Source organism: Marixanthomonas spongiae (genome assembly GCF_003095375.1).
GTDB classification, from domain to species: domain Bacteria; phylum Bacteroidota; class Bacteroidia; order Flavobacteriales; family Flavobacteriaceae; genus Marixanthomonas; species Marixanthomonas spongiae.
Genome location: NZ_QEHR01000008.1, coordinates 1 through 22,243, shown reverse-complemented (window position 1 = coordinate 22,243; position 22,243 = coordinate 1). Strand labels below are relative to the sequence as shown.

Here is a 22,243-nt window from a genome sequence, read left to right as displayed (position 1 = left end):
AATTGTACAATCGTTAAACTTGTTTTAAATAAATAGCAGAAATTCTTTAATTATTATATTTTCAGAAAAAAAGAACACATGGCGGTACTAGGCTCTATTATAAAAAGTGCAATCGACCTTCGGGATAATTTGGTTACCGAAGACTCCCCTGTTGAGGCACAACAGAACGTATTGAAGAACCTATTGGAAAAGGCACAGAATACTTCCTTTGGAAAGTATTACGGCTTTAAAAAAATCCTGAAAGCAAAAGATACCGCAACGCATTTTGCTGAAACCGTTTCCTTTCACGATTACAATAAAATGACAAATGAATGGTGGCACCGCGTTCATGAAGGTTTTGAAGATATTACCTGGCCGGGAAAACCAGATTATTTTGCTTTGAGCAGCGGCACTACCGGAAAAACCAGTAAACGCATTCCCGTCACCAAAGACATGATCGAAGCCATACGCAAGACCGGCATCAAGCAAGTGGGTGCTTTGGCAAACTTCGATCTTCCGCCCGATTTTTTTGAAAAAGAAATTATGATGTTGGGCAGCTCGACCGATTTGGAAAAAAGAGACGAGTTTCATGAAGGCGAAATAAGTGGCATTAGTGCCAGCAACATCCCGTTCTGGTTTCGTGGGTATTACAAACCGGGTGAAGAAATCGCCAAAATAGCCGATTGGGACCAACGCGTGCAAACCATTGCCGAGCGTGCCCACGAATGGGACATCGGCGCGTTGAGCGGTATTCCCTCTTGGATGGAACTGATGATGAAAAAAGTGATCGAACACAATAACCTGGAGACCATTCACGACATCTGGCCCAACCTGCAAGTATATACCAGTGGTGGCGTGGCCTTTCAACCGTACGAAAAAAGTTTCAATAAACTGTTGGCGCGGCCTATTACCGTTATCGATACCTATCTGGCTTCCGAAGGGTTTATCGCTTTTCAGCAACGCCCTGGCACCACAGCCATGAAACTGGTTACAGACAATGGTATCTATTTTGAGTTTGTTCCTTTTAAGCCTGAATATGTCAACAAAGATGGTTCCATTGCGCAAGATGCCCCGGTGCTGAACCTTTCAGAAGTAGAAAAAGATACCGATTATGTATTGGTTATGAGTTCGGTTTCTGGTGCTTGGCGTTATTTAATTGGCGACACCATTGCTTTTACCGATGTGGAAAAGGCCGAAATAATCATTACTGGACGCACTAAATTCTTTTTAAACGTGGTAGGCTCGCAGCTTTCGGTCAATAAAATGGAAACGGCCCTCCGCGAACTGGAACAGCAATTTGATATCGAATTGCCGGAATTTACCATCGCTGCGGTTAAGAAAAATGGCGAATTTTACCACCATTGGTATTTAGGAACGACGGCCACAATAGAAGAAAGCAAACTCTCAGAAGTGCTTGACACCGCTTTGCAAAAGGCCAATAAAAACTATAAAGTGGCCCGTGGCAAGGCATTGAGAGGCGTAAAGGTAACTACGGTGCCACCAAGTACTTTTCACGAATGGAATGCCAAAAACAAAAAGAAAGGCGGTCAAGTTAAAATGGAAAAGGTTATGGACGAAGAAAAGTTTAAAGAATGGGAAGATTTTGCAGCTTCTATTCAGCCGTAGCGGCTTCTTTCAATTTGCCTTTATTGATGAGTTCCATGACTTCTTCGGGCGACATATAGAACGAGCGGATGCGTTTTTTATATTTTTCTGAAATGTTCGCCTGATCTAAAATATAGTGCTTGGTCTTTAAAATGTAATCACCCATACCATGGGCTATTGCAATGGTATCGGCCGCACGTTCCACCTCTTTGATGTGCATTTTTGAAAAGAGGTATTTTATGCCAAAGATAAGCATCCCAAAATTGTTGCGGTTCCGGTAGTCCATAACATGGCCCAGTTCGTGGCCCAGCCAGCCGGTAATCACATCGGAAGGGATGTCGTTTATGGTAAACTCTTCATTTTCAATCTGTATTTTCCGGCTGATCAATATCACGTATTCCCTGTTTTCCTTGCGTTTAAAAAAACTGCCCCAGGTGGGTTGTGCTTGCATGGTCGATTTTTTAATGCGGTCTTTAAATTTAAAGGTAATGGGTGTATCCTTTAGTTCGGGAAAATAGGACAGTGCTGTTAAAGCTTCTTCCTTTATGGATTCTGGAATGATTTTGTGGGTTGGGATACTGTCTTGCAGTGGCGTCATAGTTATTGAAAAATACAAAATAGGAAAAAAGAGTTGTGTTAACAGGGTCATAAATTAAAGTTTAATGCCATCTTGAATCATAAGTCATTTCGGTTCTAAATCTTCGCAGGGTTTCAGGGGTTTTGTCTTTCCATTGCGATTTTGGTCTTTTAGGGGGGCGATTCCTCGTCGTTTCCTCCTGTGGAATGACTAATCCAGTCATTTCGACGTTAGGAGAAATCCCATCCTCTTTGTTACGGAATACTTGAAAACTTTTGTCGTTCCATTAAATTTTTCGCCTTTCACTCAGATGCGATTCCTCAGTCGTTCCTCCTTCGGAATGACTAATCCAGTCATTTCGATCTCGAACCCTCGGGAGAGAAATCACAACCTGTTTTTTAAATCACTTGATTGTTCAAGCTTTCCCATTTGGGGTTGAAATCTGTGATCAATTTATTCTTTTTCTCCCTTCGCCATTTCTTTAATTCTTTTTCTCTTGCAATCGCTTCATTTGGAGATTGAAAACCTTCATAATAGACTAAATAATAACAGTTATATTTTCCGGCAAACGATTTACCTCCGTTTTGGCTATCAAAATAATGCTGGGAAATCCTCCGTTGAATATTATTGGTAACTCCAATATAAATGGTAGTCCTGTAGGTGTTGGTAACGATATATACAAAATAGTTGAACAACATCTTGTAAATATAATATTTTCGGTCATTTCGATCCCGAAGCCTCGGGAGAGAAATCACACACTGTTTGTCACAGAAAACTTGAAAGCCTGTGTTTTCCATTAAACCTTCGGCCTTTCACTCAAATGCGATTCCTCAGTCGTTCCTGCTTCGGAATGACAGAGATGCGCTATTCAATAGAATCAATAACACTGCCGCACGTCATCATCGCGTCGCCATAATAAGGATTGCGTATTTCTTCTTCGGTACTTAACCAAGAAGCGCCTTTGTTGCTGTTTGCCATGGGACATTTTTGAATAAAAATAGTTTCTGAGTTGTTCTCCATATTTTTAAACAACGGAATAATGGTTTGGTTAAGCCCTACAAAATGGTTTCGTTGGTCTTCCAGATCATCGCTTTCTGAAATCATTTTCAATATTTCCTTGCTTTTAGCGATATGTTTTTGTTCCATAGCCCCCAAATTGGTCTCTTTTATGGTTGCCAATTTGCTGCTCATCTCTGAAGCCAATTGCGATACTTTTTTGGAATCACTTTCCACAAAGGCATTCTTCATTGCAAAATAATTAGGTAACCCCCCTTTTAATTGCTGTTGAACCGATTCTGAAAGCTCCATCTCCATTTCAACTTCATCTTCAATTTCATCTTCATTTTCACTTGGGTTCATCATCGATTTCTTGCCCTGCAACTGCGCGGCGGCATCGACGGTAAAGGTTCCGTTAGTAACAATTTCATCGCCAGGAACCAAGCCGTCGGTAATGGTGTAGTTATCTCCAGATTTAGTACCTAAAGTAACTTCGCGCATTTCAAAAACTGGCTTTTCGGCAGCTGTTTTAACATACACTAGCGATCGCTCGCCCGTCCATAACACCGCACTTGCCGGAACGGTGATTTGTGAGGAACCCGATGTATCACTTAAGCCTTCAATGGTTCCGGTAACGAACATGCCGGGTTTAAAAACTCCTTCGGTGTTCTTTAATGTAGCCCGTACCTTGACAGTCCGGGTTTGGGTGTCTAAAACAGGGTTGATAAACGAAATGGTCGCCGTAAATTCCTTATTGGGGTAGGCGTTTGTAGTGACAATAACCTCCTGTCCTTTGCTAATTTCTGAAATCTGGTTTTCATAGACATCAAAAGTAGCCCAAACGGTGTTGAGGTTGGTCATTTTTAATATGGGCTGTCCTTGCTTTACATAATCCCCTTCAGCACTTAAAACTTCTGAAACGGTACCCGAAACCGTGGCATAAATAGGAAAATTTTCGCGTACCACTCCAGAGGTTTCGATGGCATTGATTTGTTTTTCTGAAAGTTTCCACAATTTCAGTTTGTTGCGCACTGCTTTATACAAGGCAGGTTGCGATTCTTTGAGGGAAGCTGCGGTAATCAGTTCTTGTTGTGCGGCGACTAATTTTGGAGCATAAATGGTAGCCAATAATTGGCCTTTGTTAACTTCTTGGCCTTTATAATTCATATTTAAGCGCTCTATACGCCCGTCAAAATAACTGGTTTGAATAGCGTTGGCCTCTTCGTTTTCCAATATTTTTCCGGAAAGACTCATTGTCCCATTTTCTGAAATGTTAGCGCTCCCCACAACTGTTGTTTGAATATTGGCCAACGCCATGGCATTTTCGGTCATGGTAAATTCATTGGCAGCCAATCCATCGGATGTGCTCTCGGCTGGGATGAGATCCATTCCGCAAATAGGGCAATCGCCGGGTTCGGGTTGCATAATTTGTGGGTGCATCGAGCAGGTCCACATCTGTGCAACCGTTTCGCCTTCGTGGTCATGGGAATCAGATAGTTCAGAAATATCCTTTTCTGAGACGGAACCTTCAGTAGCAGTACCGAAAATTAAGTAGCCAACCAATAGACCACCTACAAGTGCCAGCAATATGTATATTATATTCTTTTTCATAATTTGTTACATTAGTTCAATACTTTATTTTTCGTTTTCCAAACGTTTTATCATTGCTTTCATTTCAGCTATTTCTTTACGTTGGGCTTTAATAATTTCGTCAGCCAATTTTCTTACTTCTGGATCTTGAATGTCTGCTCTTTCACTTGTTAAAATAGCGATGGAGTGGTGCGGAATCATCGCTCTCATATACAATATGTCACCTATAATCGGTTTTTGCGCCCTAACCAAGCCCAATGCGCTTACAAAAAGAATAAAACTGCCAGCGAGAATCGCTATGTTTTTCTTTTTGTTCTTATACATATTTCGCATAAAAAACCACATAATGACTGCCATGGCAGAAATTCCCAAACACGTCATATAAAAACGGGTGAGGCTGAAATATACGTGATCGATTGCATATGTATTTAGGTACATGGTGATGTACATAGCGATAAAAGAGAAAACGAGCATCAATATAAATGTCGTGTAATTGTTCTTTTTTGAATGGTCATTTGAATTTTTCATATATAGTTGATTTTAAAGTTAGTCAATAGAAGCAGATCGCAGCCGTAACGAGTTCGCAATAACGGAAACCGAACTGAAACTCATCGCCAACGCCGCAATCATAGGGGATAGCAATAAGCCAAATACCGGGAATAAAACCCCGGCAGCAATAGGGATTCCCAAGGTGTTGTAGATAAGGGCAAAGAATAAATTTTCTTTAATGTTTCTCATTACCTTATCACTTAGGATCCGGGCTTTAACAATACCGTGCAGATCACCTTTTACCAAAGTGATTTCTGCACTTTCAATAGCAACATCGGTTCCGGTGCCCATTGCAATGCCCACGTCACTTTTCGCTAGGGCAGGAGCATCGTTTATGCCGTCACCGGCCATGGCTACTTTTTTACCTTCGTTTTGCAAACGTTCCACCTCGTCCAATTTGTCTTTGGGAAGCATGCTGGCTTTAAAATCGGCCAGTTCCAATTCATTTGCTACGGCTTGGGCAGTATCGTGATTGTCCCCGGTAAGCATGATTACGTCGATTCCTTTTTCCCGAAGGGTATGGATCGCTTTTTTACTGGTTTCCTTTATCTTGTCACCAATTACCACATAGCCAACGGCCTCTCCATCGACGGCGAGATAGGAAACGGTTTTCCCTTTTTTCTGAAAGGATTGCGCGGTTTCTTTTAAGGCTTCGGAAAGGGTTGCTTTGGCTTCTTGCATCATCTTATCGTTCCCCAAAGCGGTCTTTTTCCCGTTTACGGTGCCTTCCACGCCTTTTCCGGTAACCGAATTGAAGTTATCAGCTTTTAAAAAGTCAACATTTTTCCCTTTTCCGAAGGTAACGGTCGCTTCGGCCAACGGATGCTCACTTAAGTTATTCAAAGAAACAATGTACTGCAACACTTCCTCTTCTGAAAAAGAGCCTCCTTGAGCTTTTCCAACTTCTGAAACCGTGGGCTTTCCTTCGGTTATGGTACCGGTCTTGTCGATAATAAGGGTATCGATCTTATCCATTTTTTCCAAGGCTTCGGCATTTTTGATGAGCACGCCGTTTTGAGCGCCTTTTCCCACTCCCACCATCACCGACATTGGTGTGGCCAGACCGAGCGCACAGGGACAGGCGATGATCAATACCGCAATGGCATTGACCAAGGCATATACGTACGCCGGCTCGGGGCCCCAAACGGCCCAAACGATAAAGGTAAGTACGGACACCACCACCACAATGGGCACAAAATAACTTGAGATGGTATCGGCCAGTTTTTGAATGGGTGCCCGGCTACGACTGGCATCGTTTACCATTTTAATGATTTGCGACAGCAGCGTATCGGATCCTACTTTTTCAGCTTTCATTAAAAAGGACTGTGTGCCGTTAATGGTTCCGCTGCTTACTTTATCTCCTTCTTGTTTATCCACAGGAATAGGCTCCCCTGTAATCATCGATTCATCCACCGAGGTATTTCCTTCGGTAATGCTCCCATCTACGGGTATTTTATCGCCTGGTTTTACCCTTAAAATATCGCCAGTTTGTATTTGTTCGATGGTTATTTCTTCTTCTTGTCCATCCACAACACGAATGGCTTTGTTGGGCGCGAGTTTCAATAATTCTTTAACAGCACTGTTGGTTTTGCTGTGGGCACGGGCCTCTAATACCTGTCCCATCAATACCAGCGTTAAGATAACCGTGGCAGCTTCAAAATAAACGTGTACCGATCCCGATTCAGATTTAAACTGCGGGGGGAAGAAATCGGGGATCAACATTCCAAAAACACTAAAAATCCAGGCTACACCAGCACCAATACCAATAAGGGTAAACATGTTGAGGTTCCAGGTTTTAATACTTCGGTAGGCGCGCTCAAAGAACATCCATGTAGCGTAAAACACTACAGGGATTGATAAGGCAAACTGAATCCAGTTCCAATATTTTTGATCCATTATGGTGTACAATGGATTATTTGGAATCATCTCGGACATGGCAATCAGAAAAATGGGGAAGGTAAAACCCAATGCCCACCAGAATTTTTTAATGAGTTTGTTGTACGTTTTTTCTTCTGCAGAAAGATCCGGTTCTTTTGGCACGAGATCCATCCCACAAATAGGGCAGGAGCCGGGTTCGTTTTTCACTACTTCTGGGTGCATGGGGCAAGTCCACTCTTCAGAAGAAGGGGTTGCACTTGCTTCAGGCACTAAATCCATGCCACATACAGGGCAATCGCCTGGCTTGTCGTAGGTTTTATCGCCTTCGCAATGCATGGGGCAGTAATAAACTCCCGTGGAGACGGGAGTCTCCTTGCTGTTATCTTTACCTTTCGTTCCAACATCTTTCGGTTTTTCTCCTTCTGGATAAATACTATAGGTTCCGCCATCATCTTCCAAGGCTTTTTGAAACCTTTCAATAGGAATATGCTTTTCCATTTCGATGGTCGCTTCTTCTTTTTCAAGATTCACCGATGCATTGCTAACACCTTCCACTTTTGAAAGGGTTTCTTCTACGTGGCTTCTACAGCCATTGCAAGTCATTCCTTGAATATGATAGGTGTGTTTCATTTCGGCCTTTGAGGTCTTGTCTAATGGTTTTTCTCCTTCCGGATGAATACTATACGTCCCGCCATCCGCTTCCAATGCCTTTTGAAATCTTTCAATAGGAATATGCTTTTCCATTTCGATGGTCGCTTCTTCTTTTTCAAGATTGACCGATGCGTTGCTAACACCTTCCACTTTTGAAAGGGTTTCTTCTACATGGCTTCTACAGCCATTGCAGGTCATTCCGTGTATGTGATAGGTATGTTTCATATTATTGAATAAAGAATTTAACAAGCAGTCCGCCAGCTAACCAAAGGTAGCAGATGAAGGCCGCATATTTTAAAATGTTCTCGAGCAGTTGGCTTTTGGGTGCCATTTCGCTCATATTGTAATCTATATCTTTCTTTTTGAAAAAGCCCAGATAAACGAGGTATCCTGAAATAAGCAGAAAAGCGATGTTTAAAAAGAAGGTATAATCTATTTTGAAATACTCACTATCCTGAATTTTCACTTGGGAAGGATCTGGCAGGGCACCGAACAAATCAAAACTATAGTGTAAGGCGAGTGATGTGCCAATTAACGCCGTAAAAAGTAAAAATAAGATGAACAATGACATTTTCCAGCCGTAGTATTTCGCATTGATACGCAATACGGGAAACACCACCAAATCACTAAATATAAAGGCCATGACTCCTGCAAAACTTACGCCTTTTCCAAACAGCAAAGCCGCCAATGGAATATTTCCCATCGAACCAATAAACGTTAAAAATGCCGCAACTGGTCCCACAATAATATGTTCCAGGATTTCCAGAAAGGTAAAATCTGTATTGCCTTGGCCGCTATTGATAAATAGGGTTTGAAAAAAAGAATCTGGAACAAAAGCTGCAACAATCCCAGCAATGGTAAAGCCAACGGTGACGTCTTTCCAGACCATTTGCCATTCCATTTTATATTTACGGGCCACTTTTGCCCAGCTGCTTTCTTTTTGAATTTGTTTTTTCCAGTCTTTGGAATCGTCTATCGAATCGTCGTCTTCATCTTCAAGGTTTTTCCGCGCTTTTTCAATTAACTTTTTGGGATTGATTACACGTATAAGAATCCAACAAATCAAAATCAACAGTACGCCACCTACATATTCGCCTACTACAAACTGCCAGCCCAAGAAAATGGAAATGATAATCCCCAGCTCGATGACCAAATTGGTCGAAGCCAATAAAAAAGCAATGGACGAGACAAAACTTGCCCCTTTTTTAAAGATTGATTTGGCAGAAGCGAGCGCGGCAAAACTGCATGAACTGCTAATAAATCCAAAAAACGTTCCCAATACCATGCTTTTGCCTTCTTCTTCGCCCATGGTTTTTTGCATGCGCTTTTCGGTTACGAAAATTTGTATCATACTGCTAATCAAATACCCTAAAACGAACGCCCAGAGCGCCATCCAGAAAAACCCGGCGGTTGTGTAGGCTGCTTCGCCCCATTGTTTTAGAAAGTTGTTCATAGCTGTTTATTTAATTTTACTGATACTTAATGGTTCGTATTATAAGCTATTTTTAAGTTGTTTTATAAATTGTAATATTTCTGCTTTTTCTTCTTCAGAAAGTTTTGCGTCTCTATGTATAAAGGTATAAGAATCCAATGGCATTTCCTCATCTTCAATCTGGCTGATTATAGAACGTAATTTGCTGTTCTTTCTTCGGTCTGAATACTCGCTCCATTCATTAAAATTCAGTTCGGCTTTTCCTTCTTTTATATGGTCTTCCAGAAACCACGCAGCCGGTTGTGTTTTATTGTACCAAGGATAGGCTGTATTGTTGCTATGACAATCATAACAGGATTCCTGCAGGGTATTCTGTACGCTGGCAGGAACATTGTTAACCAACATAAAGTCGGTTTTGGGTACGGTATCACTTTGATTGCGGTTTGTGGGAATAAACTGTATCCCCACAAACGCGACCAATAAAACCAAAGCTGTGATTTTCAGAATTTTCATATAAAGCTTGACTTACAACGTAAACTTTTAAGAATGAATCTTTTAGTCTTATATGTTACGTCAATCTGTCCTAAGTCTCTTTTTAATTGATTTCTTTTTGAATTTTTCCGCAGTTCATCATTTTACTTCCGAAATATGGATTTTTAATTTCTTTGGTGGTGCTCAACCAAGCAGCTCCTTTATTGTTATTGTACATAGGACAATAATCTTGATATAGCTTTTTATCGGTTCCTGTAATAGCAATCATATCAATTAGGTCTTTACTTAACAAGTCGAAATGCTCTCGTTGGTGCTCCAAAGGACTTTCTGAGATATGCTCAGCATGTTCTATGGCATCTGTAATAATATCGGTCAATTCTTTTTGTTCTTCTGAAGAATATGGGCTTTTGTCAAATTCTTTAAAGTTTGATTCCAACATTCCTCCAGCTGTTGCAGCTTCATCTTCATTGCTTGCAACCAAAGCATTTTTAATTTTCAGGTAATTTTCAATAATGGAAGCGGTATTTCCAGATGCTTCAGACATCATTTTATCAGAACTTGTTTGACTATGTCCATCTTCATGATGCATCTCACTGGACATTGGTTTTGCTGCTTCTTCGGTTTTTTTGTCTTTACACGATGTAAAGCCTAGCAAGGTCACGGATAAAACGAGAATACTTACGGTTGTTTTTAAATTTTTCATTGTTTCTAAATTTTAAAGGTTATTGATTAATCTGTTTATTTTTAAGTTTAAAATCGTGCTTCAAGTCCACCACCCACACCAAAGCGGTTATCGTAACTTCCCATTAATGAAAAGTTTCTTCCCAACACATATTCAAGGCCTACTTGCCAAGTGGTTTCTTCTCGAAAGTCTTCTCCAGGGGCAAAGTCGTTTACCCAGCCAAAGTCCATTTGATACTCGTATTCACCAAAAAGACCAATACGGGGGAAAATCATCGTGGATTTTGAAAAACTTATCTGGGGGCGTAATTTATTATCAATTCGTATATCGGCATCGATCAAGAGAGGCATCAAATACCGAATACCTCCTATGGCGGTGGTGTTGATTTCGTCTAAACTATCTTCAAGTTCATTCTCCACATTTAGACCGCCAAAAACCCTAAGGTAGCTGGTTAAATACCGCTCGTAAGTAAGTTCGGCTTCTAAGTTTTTGTTCCAGCCGTATTCCCCCAGTACTGAAAATTGATTCCTGATGTTCGTTGCGGTTGCAGAAAATTCGGTCATGTGGCTGGCGGCCGTTACTTCGCCCCACGTGTATATATGGTCGGCTTCGTTGGTCAAGTTGGTTAATGGGTAGCCTTTTAAACGGGTGTCCCGTGGCGTATCGTAACTGAAAACCCGGGCCATTCCACTGTTTAGGTGATACAATATGTGGCAATGGAAAAACCAATCCCCGGTTTCATTGGCATCAAACTCGATGACCACTTTTTGCATGGGCGCAACATCTACGGTGTGCTTTAAGGGTGAGTAGTCTCCATTTTTGTTCAGTACCCTAAAAAAGTGGCCATGCAGGTGCATGGGGTGGTGCATCATGGTCAAGTTGTTCATTGTAATACGAACGACTTCGCCTTTTTTAATTTTTATTTTATCGGTTTCTGAAAGGGGCACTCCATTGATGGACCAAACATACCGGTTCATATTTCCCGTTAGATTAAAGAGCATTTCTTTAACGGGTTTATCTCCCTCAAACGATGTTTTAATGGGTGATTTAAGATAATCGTAGTTAAATTTAGGATTTCCACCTGTTTTCATATTGTCACCTACCACTTTATCGGCAGGGACTACATAACCCATCTTCATATTGGTTTTTTCTTTCTTGTCATCAGGCGGGCCCATTTTAGAAGTATCCATTTTTTCTGCTGCCATTGCAGTACTATCTTTTTTCATATCCATCTTCATTGCGTCCTCCTTCATCTCGCCATCTTTCATATTCATACCGTCCATTCCGCTCATACCTGCCCGACCGGCAGGCGGGTCCATGCTGTATTTTTTCATATACTTAATCGAGTCATTTTTGGAAGGATTGAATTTTGCTGCTGGCGCACCCATTTTCATGTCCATGGCCATCATACGCTTCATGTTTTCAATAAGGTCGGGTTTGGACACCACCGGGGCTTTAAACGCTGGGCCTTGACCTACGTATGCTGTTGCAAAACCGGAACCATCTTGGGCTGTGGCGCGAACTTCAAGTTTTCCGTTTTCGGGGATGGTGACAATATAATCGTAGGTTTCTGCCACCCCAATGAGGGTTTTGTTGTGTTTTACCGGTACCACATCCTTACCATCTGAAGAAACCAATAGTGGATCTTCCCCACCAAAAGTGAGCCAGAAGTAAGTAGCTGCCGAAGCATTCACGAACCGTAACCGTACCTTTTCGCCAGGCTTAAAATTGGGATATTCTTGGTTGTTTTCTCCATTGATAAAAAAAGTGTCGTAATAATTATCTGAAATTGCCATGTCTGGCATGCGTTGCCAAATCATTTTTAATTTGGCTCCCACGGCTTTCTTTTTAATGATTTTATCCCAACTTTGAATTTGTCCTTTTTTAATGAGGTACCATTCATTGCCCCGTTTTAGGTTTTTAAGTTGAGAAGCAGGGTCTTCATCCATCCAATCTGAAAGAACCATGACCAAATCTTTATCATAATCTAGCGTTTTTTCTTTTGGGTTAATCTGTAAAGAACCATACACGCCGCGTTGTTCCTGTAACCCAGTATGGGAGTGGTACCAATACGTTCCAGATTGTTTGATAGCAAATTTGTACTGAAGCGTTTCGCCGGGACGAATGGGCGGGGTGGTTAAATAGGGCACCCCGTCATAAAAATTGGGTAATATCATACCGTGCCAATGCACCGATGTTTCCACATTCATATTGTTGGTAACGTTAATCACAGCAAACTCCCCCTCTTCAAATTCTAGATTGGGACCAGGAATACCTCCATTAATAGTCATTGCCTTCACCTCTTTTTCACCGCTTACATTTACGGTTTTGTAATCAATGGTGAGGTTGTATTCGTGCACAGGCCAATTATCTACGTTTTCTTCGCTTTTGTTAGCGGTTTGAGCAGTAGCACTGTATGAAATTAATAAAATTAGAAAATAGGTGATTTTTATTTTCATTTGTTTAGATTTTTTACAAATATAATTTTGATAATCAATGGCTTGTGACATAATTATGGTTTATATCTATACAATTTGGTCTAAAGGGTTTCTAAAGTTTTGATCCATAGCTTTGTATTTTGTCAAACTCATGCCTGTTTCATTTTTAAACTGAGAGCTCAGGTGGTTTACGTTGCTGTAATCCAATAATTGACTTATTTGTGTGAAATTCAATTCTCCAACTTGGATCAACTCTTTTACCTTTTCTATTTTTACTTTGATGAAATATTTTTCAATGGTTATTTTTTCGGTGTATGAAAAAAGCTTGCTTATTTTTGAATATTCCAAGTGCAGCTTTCTCGATAAATACTCAGATAACTTTTCTTCTAGCTGAAGTGGTAATTCTTTAAAAAGCGAAAGGATCGTTACTTTTACCTTTTCAACTACTTGCTCATTTGTTGTGGCTAGTAATGAAAAGCCGTTTTTGGTTAGGATACTGTTTAGTTTGTCGTTTATGGCTTTTTCTTTCTCTACTTGCAGGATGACTTTTCCCAATTCAACTTGCGTTACATCAAATCCTGAAGCTTCCAACTCTTCACGGACTACTTTAATGCACCGATCGCAAACCATGTTTTTTATAAAAAAATCTTTTTCCATCTTAGTTGGTTAAATAGTTTATGTTCGCAGATTGTATGTAATATTCTTTAATGGCTTCAATGCTGTTGATTCCAAATTTTAATTGCAACTCTTGAATGTCCAGGACATCGTTAAAATCAATGGTGCCGGTTTCATAATTCTTGATCAAGATTTCTTCTGCATCTTGTGCTTGCTTTAAGTTTTTTTGTTGTGTATTGAATTTAATCTTTGCTTGATTGCGTTGTGATATTGCCTTCGAAAATGCTGACTTTAAAACATTCAGTCTATTATCTTTTTGCGAGGTAATTTCACGTTTCCGAAGTTCGTTCTGCCTGCTAGTGGATTTATATTTATTGTTGAAAATAGGGATGGAAACAGAAACCATGGGCATCACAATATCTTTTCCGTTATCGCTGAAATTCATCTCAGGACGTTCTTCAACGGCCACAAAATCCAACCCAAAACCAATATTGGGCAGTTTTTCTTTTAGATTTAGTGTTTCTGATTGTATTACCGATTCATACAACTTATCATATTTAAGCAATTCTGGATTTAAAGAAAGAGCTTCAAAGCTATACACGGGGTCTGTTTCAGGAATTTCGAGATTGGTAGGCACTTCAACATCAGCATTGTAGGGACGGTTCAATAAGCTGTTTAAGGCCGCTTGAATGCCTGTTGATTGCTGTAGCAATACCTCAATTTGTTGTTGCAGTTCATTTTGACGTATCTGCAACCGCAACACATCTACTGCGCTTGCATTGTTTACTTCCAAAGACGTTAACGCTAAGCGTTCATAGGTTTCCAATAACTGAATGTTTTCCTCTAAAACAAGTTGTTTGGCCCTGATTTCATAGAGCTGGTAATAGAATTCTGAAACGGACAGGGCAAGCTTTCGTTTGGCTATCGTTATTTCTATAAATTCAGCCTCTGCCATAGCCGAAGCATAGTTTTCCCGCGCGGAAATGGTACCAAACCAAGGCAGCATCTGTTTGACCGAAAACCGTGCTCTTTGTGCTCCGGTACGGGTTTCAGGCTCGCTAACAAAATAGCCGGCACTAAATTCGGTGTTGGGTAGGCTGTTGACTTCATCAATCTTTTCTTCGGCAATATTATAACGCAACTCGAAAGCTTGAATATCGGGGTTGTTTTGCTGTGCCTCTTGAATATAGCTTTCCAATGTTTGGGCATAGCTGATTTGGCTTAGGAAACAAAAGATAACTAAGGGAAATAAGAAGCTTGAGGTTGGAAGTTGGAAGTTGGAAGGGACCAACTTTGAATACTTCGCTTTTAATGTAAAAAAACTAACGAGAAAAGAATATTTTTTTTGTTTCATAATTTGTTCGTATTTATGGGGGTTCAGTGTCTTCAAAACCCAATCTTTTATTTTCCAGCATCCAGCCTTCTACTTAAAGTCCTTCCAGTTTTGGTGCAATCGACTAATTTTCCGACCAACTATTTCATTCTTGTCTAACAACTCTTTATAACCTTGTTCATTAATGTAACCGCAATCTTTAGCGAAATCCAACCATGTTTCTGTTTCTCCATTGGAACCTAATGAAGTAATAAGTTGCTGTTTGAAAATTTGAGTGTACTTGCGTTTTGACCAACCTTCGGAAATATTTGCTGAAACAGAACGCGAAGACCTCACAACTTGTGAAGTAAGAGAGTATATTTCTTCTTTCGGAAATTTTCGGGAAAGCCAAAATATTTCCATCGCCAACGCATACGATTCATTGTAAACATCTAAATCTTTGAATGATTTAATCATAATTTCTAATTTTTGGTTAATATATTTATCATTTTTATCCAATTTCCAACATCCAACATCCAACATCCAGCTTCCAACATCTAGCCATCAGCATCCATTCTCTCGGTGCCTGAGTGTCCCGACGATAGGAGGGAAGTATCGAAGGCTTATTGTTTTCATCTTAATTCGTTTTTAGGACTTGATTCCTTTTTTGTTCTCTTTTAAGAGTAGCTTCCGCCCGCCAACTAAACAACACCGGTACCACAAATAAGGTGATCAATGCGATTAACATCCCTCCAAAGCTGGGTATGGCCATCGGGATCATGATATCGCTTCCACGCCCGGTAGAAGTTAAAATGGGTAACAGGGCAAGAATTGTTGTAGCTGTTGTCATCAAACAAGGGCGAATCCGTTTTTGTCCGGCTTCAATGACTGACTTTCGTATGTCCTCTTTTAGTGTTGGTTTGTTTTTGTCGAACGTTTGTTTCAGGTAGGTGGCCATCACAACTCCGTCATCTGTCGCAATACCGAATAAGGCAATAAACCCGACCCATACGGCGACACTTAAATTAATGGTGTGCATCTGGAAAAGGTCCCGTAGGTTTTCCCCAAATAAACTGAAATTTAAAAACCAATCTTGGCCATAGAACCAAATCATTAAAAACCCACCGGCAAATGCTACAGCAATACCACTAAACACCATAAACGAAGTGGCAACCGATTTAAACTGAAAATACAGAATAAAAAAGATGATCAATAGCGCCAATGGAACAACCACAGAAAGCGTTTTCTCTGCCCGAACTTGGTTTTCATACGTTCCGGTAAATTGATAGTTAATTCCTTTCGGAACGGTCAATTCGCCCGAATCTATTTTATCTTGAATGGCTTGTTGCGCGTTTTCCACTACATCTACTTCAGCAAAACCATCTAATTTATCAAACAGTACATAACCCACTAAAAAAGTGTCTTCACTTTTTATCATCTGTGGCCCTTGTTCGTAGCGTATTTCAACCAATTCGCCTAACGGAACGGGGCTTCCGCCTTCAACAGGGACATAGATGTTTTTTAAATCGGTTGGGTTTTCCCTGAGTTCCCGAGGATACCGAACCCTTACGGAATAACGTTCCCGACCTTCAACTGTTTGCGTTAACGGCATACCGCCAATGGCTACCTGTAGGGTTTGTTGTACCGTCTCGATGGAAATGCCGTAGCGGGCCAATCGATCCCGGTTTATATCTAGCAATAAATATGGTTTACCAACAATACGGTCGGCAAAAACAGCTTGTTCTTTTACACCTTCTACTTGTTTTAGAATAGTTTCCAGTTGCATACCAAAAGCTTCAATTTCCTTTAAATCCTGACCTTTTACCTTGATGCCCATTGGGGCGCGCATTCCAGTTTGCAACATCACCAATCGGGTTTCAATGGGTTGCAGTTTTGGGGCCGAAGTAACGCCCGGCAATTTGGTGACGTTTACAATTTCATTCCAAATATCGTCTGGCGATTGAATTTCAGGACGCCAGTTTCGGTAGTATTCACCATCTTCATCGGGGATGAGCTGCGATCTCGATACGTTGCTCGTGCCTCGCAATACTCGATCTGACGTTTCATTTCCTTGGTTTTCGAGTGATTCCATGTTACTATTTTCAACCAAACTTCCATCTTTCAAGACGAACAACCCATCTTCATTTACTTTAAAGCGTTGTGGACTCCCCGTTTCATCTATAATATATTCCGATTTGTATTGAATGATATTTTCGTACATAGAAAGTGGTGCCGGATCTAAGGCAGATTCGGTTCGACCGGCTTTTCCTACCACTGTTTCAATTTCGGGAATACTGGCCACGGCCATATCGAGTTGCTGCAATACGCGTTTGTTTTCTTCTACCCCTGCGTGCGGTAAGGAAGTAGGCATCAACAAAAAGGATCCTTCATTTAAGGAAGGCATAAATTCCTTTCCGGTGTTTCTCATAATCAGGAATCCCAAAATCAGGATTACGGTAGGAATCGACAAAAACAGCAGTTTATTTTGCAAGCACCAATTTAAAATTCGGGTGTAATACCGCATAAACACCCAGAAGACAGTCAATAACCCGAAACAGATAAAGCTTACGAACAGTAAATTCATAATCAAGCTTCGATCAAAACCTAAGGGGCGCCAATATTCTGCTAACAGAAATACAATGGCCAAGGCCGAGATAATAATATTGATGGTATTGATACGTTGTTCACGCAGCACTATTTTTTTAGAAAAACGGGCAACGAACCTGGGGTTTTTTAAGAAACCTGTTGCTCCAAAGGCAATAAGGATAAGTCCTAACCAATACCCATAGGCGATTGCTACAATCCCAACAAGAAGTAATAGCGTATGCAAAATATGACTAAAAACAGACCGTATGTTTTTCTTTCTGAAGAGATACGCGGCAAAAGGCGGAATTAAAAACAAGGCGACAATAATGGAAGCCGTAAGCGCCATGGTTTTTGTGAAAGCAAGCGGACGGAATAGTTTTCCTTCGGCACCGATCATGGTAAACACTGGAATAAAACTGATAATAGTCGTCAACACAGCCGTGAGAATCGCTCCCGAAACTTCGGAAGTAGCATTATAAACAACGGTATTGATATTTGAAGCTGGAGGTTTGAGGCTGGAGGTTTGAGGATTGTTATCTTCTAACTTCCTACTTCCAGCTTCCAACTTCGAATTTCCAGTTTCCAACTTCGAGCTTCCATTTTCCGCTTTCCACGCCTCCAAATGCCTGATAATATTTTCTGAAAGGATCACCCCAACATCGACCATCGTACCAATGGCAATGGCAATACCCGAAAGGGCTACGATGTTTGCATCGACATTGAAAACCTTCATGGCGATAAAAACCATGAGCACGGCAACGGGCAATAACCCTGAGATGAGGATGGAAGCACGAAGGTTGAACACCATAATTACGATAACTAAAATGGTGATCAGGATTTCCAAAGTCAATGCTTCATTAAGAGTACCGAGAGTTTCCTGTATCAGTTCGGTACGGTCGTAAAATGGAACGATGGTTAATTGTGAGGTTCGTCCATCTTTTAATGTTTTGGAAGGAAGGCCGGCGCTGAGTTCGTTTATTTTATCTTTTACATTGTTAATGACTTCCATGGGATTCGCGCCATACCGGGCCACGACCACACCACCAACAACCTCGGCACCTTCCTTGTCTAAAATTCCGCGTCGGGTTTCAGGCCCTAAATGTACTTTTGCCACATCTTTGATACGGATGGACGTGAAGTCTTTGGAAGTGACCACGGCATTCTCAATATCCTTAATCGATTGTATATACCCTAATCCTCTAACTAAGTATTCTGCCTTGTTGATTTCCAAAGTTTGGGCCCCAACATCTTCGTTGCTTTGTTTTATGGCAGTTACAATTTGATCCAGCCCAATATTGTATTGGCGCATCAATTCGGGGTTTACATCAACTTGGTATTCTTGTACGTACCCGCCAATGGAAGCGACTTCCGAAACGCCACTGGCTGATGAAAGCGCATATTTTACGTAATAATCCTGAATGCTCCGTAGTTCGTGCAAATCCCAACCCCCGGTAACGTTGCCGTCTTTGTCACGACCTTCTAAAGTGTACCAGAATATTTGTCCCAATCCCGTTGCATCTGGTCCCAATGTCGGGTTTATGCCCTCGGGGAGTAGGTTGGCGGGGAGGGAGTTCAGTTTTTCAAGGATGCGGCTTCGGCTCCAATAAAACTCCACATCTTCTTCAAAAATGATATAAATACTCGATATTCCGAACATGGATGAACTCCGGATAGTTTTTACACCGGGAATCCCGAGTAGGGAAGTGGTGAGCGGATACGTAATTTGATCTTCAATATCCTGTGGCGATCGGCCTTGCCATTTGGTAAAGACAATCTGTTGGTTTTCGCCAATATCCGGGATGGCGTCAACAGCAACGGGATCGGTTGGTAAAAAACCCGTATCCCAATTAAAAGGAGCGGTAACAATGCCCCAACCTACAAATAAAACCAGTAACAGGACCGCTACCAATTTATTTTCTATTAAAAATTTGATGCTCTTATTTAGCATATTCTGATAATTAAACAGTTAAACACATTTGTGAAAAAATCACAAACAAAAGGAATTGCTCTTTAGGTAGTTAACTAAAGAGTATAAATGGTTACTGTTTAAATATCAAATTAGGAAGGTCTGATGTAGGACCGAAATATCTTTTATAAGATAAGGGGGTGAATAATAGCTAAAAGAATCATTTTTTTCTTCAACTACTTGAAAAAGGTTGATGTAAGAATACACAAAACTGGCAACAAAGGTTTGCTGCTGCAAAGAAAGGTTTTCAAAAGAAAGTTTCAGGTTGTCTTCTCCTTCAACAACTAATTGTTTGTCATTACAGCAAGAATCTTTGGTAGTGCTGGAATCGCAGCTTTCCGAAGAAGTTTGAACGTCCATGCCACACGTTTTTACGTGTTGTGTAAAACTGTAATCTACTAACATTTCTCCACAATAGTGCATATTTACAGTAAATGACATAGTAGTGAAGAGCACTAAAAATGCCATGGAAACTGCACCGAATTTGTGGAATACTTGTTTCATGAATAGTGCAAAGATAATGATTTTTTAAATAAAAGCGCGTGATGAAAAATACGACCCTTTAATATTGCAGCAAAACTCAAACCGTAAAAAAAAGGGGTAACAAAATGAATGTTGTTGTATATGGAGGTATAAAACATATTTAAACCTTAATTACAATTACTATGAAACATTTAAAATTATTGACCGTATTCTTAATTTGCGCAATTGCATTGGTAAGTTGTGAAGCTGAAATTGATCCGGCAAATCAAGAAATTAACACAGAGGTTCTTTCAGGAAATTTTAGCTCGGGCCCCGTGTGCGATGACAAGCCTATTATGAAGTACAGTTCATTAACCGAAATTCAAAACGCCCATAAAGCATTGTACGATGATTATCAAAACAGCGGTGAGGATGTGGAAATTCTTCGGGCTTGGGAAGATGACCGGTCATTTTATTCGCTTCGGAAAAAAGATGAAGACATGGATTTGGGCAATATCCCTTCAGACCCCAACTTCGACTCTTGGAGCTATACCAGCGATTTAATACTGGAAACGATGCTCAATGAAGACGGTATGATCATCATTGGCGAGTATTTGTATGTATGGGATGACGGTTGTGTGATCCACCGCATTGCTTATGACAATTGCTCAGATTATAAAACCTTATTGCAATTTGCAGGTTTTGTAAAAACCTACGATGGATCTTCAGCTGCCGAAGAAGAGATGTTTAAGTATAGGAATGACGAGAACATTTCAGATGTAGATGTATGTACAGACCCAAGATATGATTTTGAGACCATAAGTGAATTAAACTACCCTATTGGGAACGACAAACCGTACGATGTGGAAAAAAGCGGTACAAAATGTGGTTTAGAAGCACATATCACACACGACATATTGACCCATGATCCCTTAAATAAAACAATTAGTATTAAAGTAGAAGCCAATTACATTGCTCCCGTGGGAAGCGAGCCCAATTTAGGGTTTTATATCTCGAATGCTGCTGACTTTGCAAGCATTGAAATTATAGACGGATCCATTCCTTCTGCTATAGGTGTTAATTGGGAATTGCAGGACGCCAATAGTTTTGTATATCCAGGAAAATGGTTCATTATAGATGTGGATTACTCAACATTTACCACCATGGTCCCTTCTCTGTTGATCGACTTGGTGGTAAACACAGGATTATTAGGAGGCGATAGCTGTAGTGATATGGACACGCTTGCGTTATTGCTGGATTGTCCTGTTTCCATATCCAAAAAGCCATTGAATGCACAATTAGGAAAATGGTTGTTTACCTTAGAAGGTTTAGAAGGAAGTACTGGAGGATATGTACTACATTGGGATTTTGGCGATGGTAGCCCGGTACAAACAACTTATAACACCAATACCATCACACATACCTTTCCTACGCCGTGTAATCCAGAGATCTTTAACGTATCCGTTACCATCGAAAAAGAAAATTTCTGTAAAAACTCAGCAGGGACCCAAGTGTCTTCTTGGGATACGTGTAAACGGCAGCAGATGTCTGAAAAACACAAAGAAAAATACGATGGTAGACGACTGAAGCTAAAAATAAAATCGAAGAAAAGGTTCGATTTGTTTGGTGGCGGTACTAAGATAAAACACTTGTTCCGATACCGTAAAAAAGGGGAGAAGTCCATCAACTCGTCTGGAGATGTTTATTTGGCAGCGGGGACATCGTGTGCACCAGAAAGCCTGTCATCTCTATTGCCCGCAGTGTCGCAATCTGGAAAGAAAAGATTAAAGCAGAAATTTAAATCCAATAACAATTACTTTATCGATTTAAATATGCCACCTAGCGTGACATTCACCCACACTAACGGATTCAGTAAAACATTGACCTATATTGGAACGTGTTCTAAATAGTTTTTGAGAGTAGCACATAACTACATAGAATATTTAAAACGCATCATTTTATGAAATGGTGCGTTTTTTTATATCGAATGTATTGTGAAAACTTTAAAGAAATATCTTTGTAATCCTGAATAAACTCCCACTTTACAATGAAAAAGTACGCATCGCAGAAAAAGCGATATACTTTTTTTGTTCGTAACTCCTTATGGATCAAGTCCAAAAGTTGGGTCTAAAGTGAAAAATAGTTTTCTTTGCGGATAAATATTTTCCAATGAATAAAGAGACTGATTTACCCCTGCTAAGCTTAATCCTTCCTGAAGGTTTGCTAACTTACTTTACCATTGTTGGGTTTGATAAAAAAACCATTAAAGACCCCTTATACGTTAATCGGCTGACCATTTATTTAGGAGAAAAAAAGGAAATCCCCGAAGCCTATAAAAATCACCAATATAAAGCTAGCGGCTTTATGGAGCCCCGAATAATTGAGGATTACCCAATCAGAGATAATTTGGTAAGCTTAAGCTTGAAGCGAAGA

17 protein-coding genes are annotated in these 22,243 nt (G+C 40.4%); 3 read left to right on the top strand and 14 right to left on the bottom strand.

From position 1 onward, the window contains the following. The first annotated feature begins 78 nt into the window (after positions 1-78). Positions 79-1,605 (top strand): GH3 family domain-containing protein, encoded by a 1,527-nt coding sequence (locus DDV96_RS12550; protein ID WP_116695122.1) that lies wholly within the window; start codon positions 79-81, stop codon positions 1,603-1,605. On the opposite strand, the gene DDV96_RS12545 is transcribed toward DDV96_RS12550, so the two are convergent. The 14 genes from DDV96_RS12545 to DDV96_RS12480 form a co-directional block, all read right to left on the bottom strand. After that, complete coding sequence (locus DDV96_RS12545; protein WP_116695208.1) at positions 1,592-2,182, bottom strand: hypothetical protein; 591 nt, start codon at positions 2,180-2,182, stop codon at positions 1,592-1,594. The two genes, DDV96_RS12550 and DDV96_RS12545, sit on opposite strands and share 14 nt — an antisense overlap. A gap of 377 nt (positions 2,183-2,559) precedes the next feature. After that, on the bottom strand, positions 2,560-2,958 hold the full coding sequence (locus tag DDV96_RS12540) for a GIY-YIG nuclease family protein (protein WP_317045967.1): 399 nt from the start codon (positions 2,956-2,958) through the stop codon (positions 2,560-2,562). A 67-nt stretch (positions 2,959-3,025) separates the two neighbouring features. Then, on the bottom strand, positions 3,026-4,768 hold the full coding sequence (locus tag DDV96_RS12535; protein WP_116695120.1) for an efflux RND transporter periplasmic adaptor subunit: 1,743 nt from the start codon (positions 4,766-4,768) through the stop codon (positions 3,026-3,028). Between the two features lie 24 nt (positions 4,769-4,792). Then, positions 4,793-5,275, bottom strand: coding sequence for a DUF305 domain-containing protein (locus DDV96_RS12530; protein ID WP_116695119.1), 483 nt, complete (start codon positions 5,273-5,275; stop codon positions 4,793-4,795). A gap of 18 nt (positions 5,276-5,293) precedes the next feature. Beyond that, positions 5,294-8,050: a heavy metal translocating P-type ATPase gene (locus tag DDV96_RS12525; protein ID WP_116695118.1), complete on the bottom strand. Its 2,757-nt coding sequence runs from the start codon at positions 8,048-8,050 to the stop codon at positions 5,294-5,296. A 1-nt stretch (position 8,051) separates the two neighbouring features. Beyond that, positions 8,052-9,278, bottom strand: a complete 1,227-nt coding sequence (locus tag DDV96_RS12520; protein WP_116695117.1) for a permease — start codon at positions 9,276-9,278, stop codon at positions 8,052-8,054. Positions 9,279-9,317: 39 nt separating this feature from the next. Beyond that, a complete protein-coding gene (locus DDV96_RS12515) occupies positions 9,318-9,770 on the bottom strand; it encodes a heme-binding domain-containing protein (RefSeq protein WP_116695116.1) in 453 nt (150 codons plus the stop codon). 82 nt (positions 9,771-9,852) lie between these two features. Next, positions 9,853-10,452 carry a DUF3347 domain-containing protein gene (locus DDV96_RS12510; RefSeq protein WP_116695115.1) on the bottom strand — a complete coding sequence of 200 codons (600 nt, stop codon included), beginning with the start codon at positions 10,450-10,452 and terminating at the stop codon, positions 9,853-9,855. 47 nt (positions 10,453-10,499) lie between these two features. Next, on the bottom strand, positions 10,500-12,890 hold the full coding sequence (locus DDV96_RS12505) for a multicopper oxidase domain-containing protein (protein ID WP_116695207.1): 2,391 nt from the start codon (positions 12,888-12,890) through the stop codon (positions 10,500-10,502). Positions 12,891-12,956: 66 nt separating this feature from the next. Then, entirely contained in the window at positions 12,957-13,526 is a 570-nt protein-coding gene (locus DDV96_RS12500) for a helix-turn-helix domain-containing protein (protein WP_116695114.1), read from the bottom strand. 1 nt (position 13,527) lies between these two features. Further along, positions 13,528-14,838, bottom strand: a complete 1,311-nt coding sequence (locus tag DDV96_RS12495; protein WP_116695113.1) for a TolC family protein — start codon at positions 14,836-14,838, stop codon at positions 13,528-13,530. 69 nt (positions 14,839-14,907) lie between these two features. Beyond that, positions 14,908-15,273, bottom strand: coding sequence for a four helix bundle protein (locus DDV96_RS12490; RefSeq protein ID WP_116695206.1), 366 nt, complete (start codon positions 15,271-15,273; stop codon positions 14,908-14,910). A 160-nt stretch (positions 15,274-15,433) separates the two neighbouring features. Then, a complete protein-coding gene (locus DDV96_RS12485) occupies positions 15,434-19,330 on the bottom strand; it encodes an efflux RND transporter permease subunit (protein ID WP_116695112.1) in 3,897 nt (1,298 codons plus the stop codon). 105 nt (positions 19,331-19,435) lie between these two features. Continuing rightward, positions 19,436-19,852 carry an HYC_CC_PP family protein gene (locus DDV96_RS12480; protein WP_116695111.1) on the bottom strand — a complete coding sequence of 139 codons (417 nt, stop codon included), beginning with the start codon at positions 19,850-19,852 and terminating at the stop codon, positions 19,436-19,438. A gap of 161 nt (positions 19,853-20,013) precedes the next feature. Here DDV96_RS12480 and DDV96_RS12475 point away from each other — a divergent pair, with 161 nt between their 5' ends. Both DDV96_RS12475 and DDV96_RS15925 read left to right on the top strand, forming a co-directional pair. Beyond that, positions 20,014-21,720, top strand: a complete 1,707-nt coding sequence (locus DDV96_RS12475) for a PKD domain-containing protein (protein WP_116695110.1) — start codon at positions 20,014-20,016, stop codon at positions 21,718-21,720. Between the two features lie 259 nt (positions 21,721-21,979). Beyond that, positions 21,980-22,243: ISAon1 family transposase N-terminal region protein (locus tag DDV96_RS15925; RefSeq protein ID WP_116695109.1), on the top strand; the 264-nt coding region annotated here is incomplete at its 3' end.

Bases quoted from the DNA above. Each gene is read 5' to 3' on its own strand.
- DDV96_RS12550 (WP_116695122.1), top strand. From the start codon at position 79: ATGGCGGTACTAGGCTCTATTATAAAAAGTGCAATCGACCTTCGGGAT.
- DDV96_RS12545 (WP_116695208.1), bottom strand. From the start codon at position 2,182: ATGACGCCACTGCAAGACAGTATCCCAACCCACAAAATCATTCCAGAA.
- DDV96_RS12540 (WP_317045967.1), bottom strand. From the start codon at position 2,958: ATGGAAAACACAGGCTTTCAAGTTTTCTGTGACAAACAGTGTGTGATT.
- DDV96_RS12535 (WP_116695120.1), bottom strand. From the start codon at position 4,768: ATGAAAAAGAATATAATATACATATTGCTGGCACTTGTAGGTGGTCTA.
- DDV96_RS12530 (WP_116695119.1), bottom strand. From the start codon at position 5,275: ATGAAAAATTCAAATGACCATTCAAAAAAGAACAATTACACGACATTT.
- DDV96_RS12525 (WP_116695118.1), bottom strand. From the start codon at position 8,050: ATGAAACATACCTATCACATACACGGAATGACCTGCAATGGCTGTAGA.
- DDV96_RS12520 (WP_116695117.1), bottom strand. From the start codon at position 9,278: ATGAACAACTTTCTAAAACAATGGGGCGAAGCAGCCTACACAACCGCC.
- DDV96_RS12515 (WP_116695116.1), bottom strand. From the start codon at position 9,770: ATGAAAATTCTGAAAATCACAGCTTTGGTTTTATTGGTCGCGTTTGTG.
- DDV96_RS12510 (WP_116695115.1), bottom strand. From the start codon at position 10,452: ATGAAAAATTTAAAAACAACCGTAAGTATTCTCGTTTTATCCGTGACC.
- DDV96_RS12505 (WP_116695207.1), bottom strand. From the start codon at position 12,890: ATGAAAATAAAAATCACCTATTTTCTAATTTTATTAATTTCATACAGT.
- DDV96_RS12500 (WP_116695114.1), bottom strand. From the start codon at position 13,526: ATGGAAAAAGATTTTTTTATAAAAAACATGGTTTGCGATCGGTGCATT.
- DDV96_RS12495 (WP_116695113.1), bottom strand. From the start codon at position 14,838: ATGAAACAAAAAAAATATTCTTTTCTCGTTAGTTTTTTTACATTAAAA.
- DDV96_RS12490 (WP_116695206.1), bottom strand. From the start codon at position 15,273: ATGATTAAATCATTCAAAGATTTAGATGTTTACAATGAATCGTATGCG.
- DDV96_RS12485 (WP_116695112.1), bottom strand. From the start codon at position 19,330: ATGCTAAATAAGAGCATCAAATTTTTAATAGAAAATAAATTGGTAGCG.
- DDV96_RS12480 (WP_116695111.1), bottom strand. From the start codon at position 19,852: ATGAAACAAGTATTCCACAAATTCGGTGCAGTTTCCATGGCATTTTTA.
- DDV96_RS12475 (WP_116695110.1), top strand. From the start codon at position 20,014: ATGAAACATTTAAAATTATTGACCGTATTCTTAATTTGCGCAATTGCA.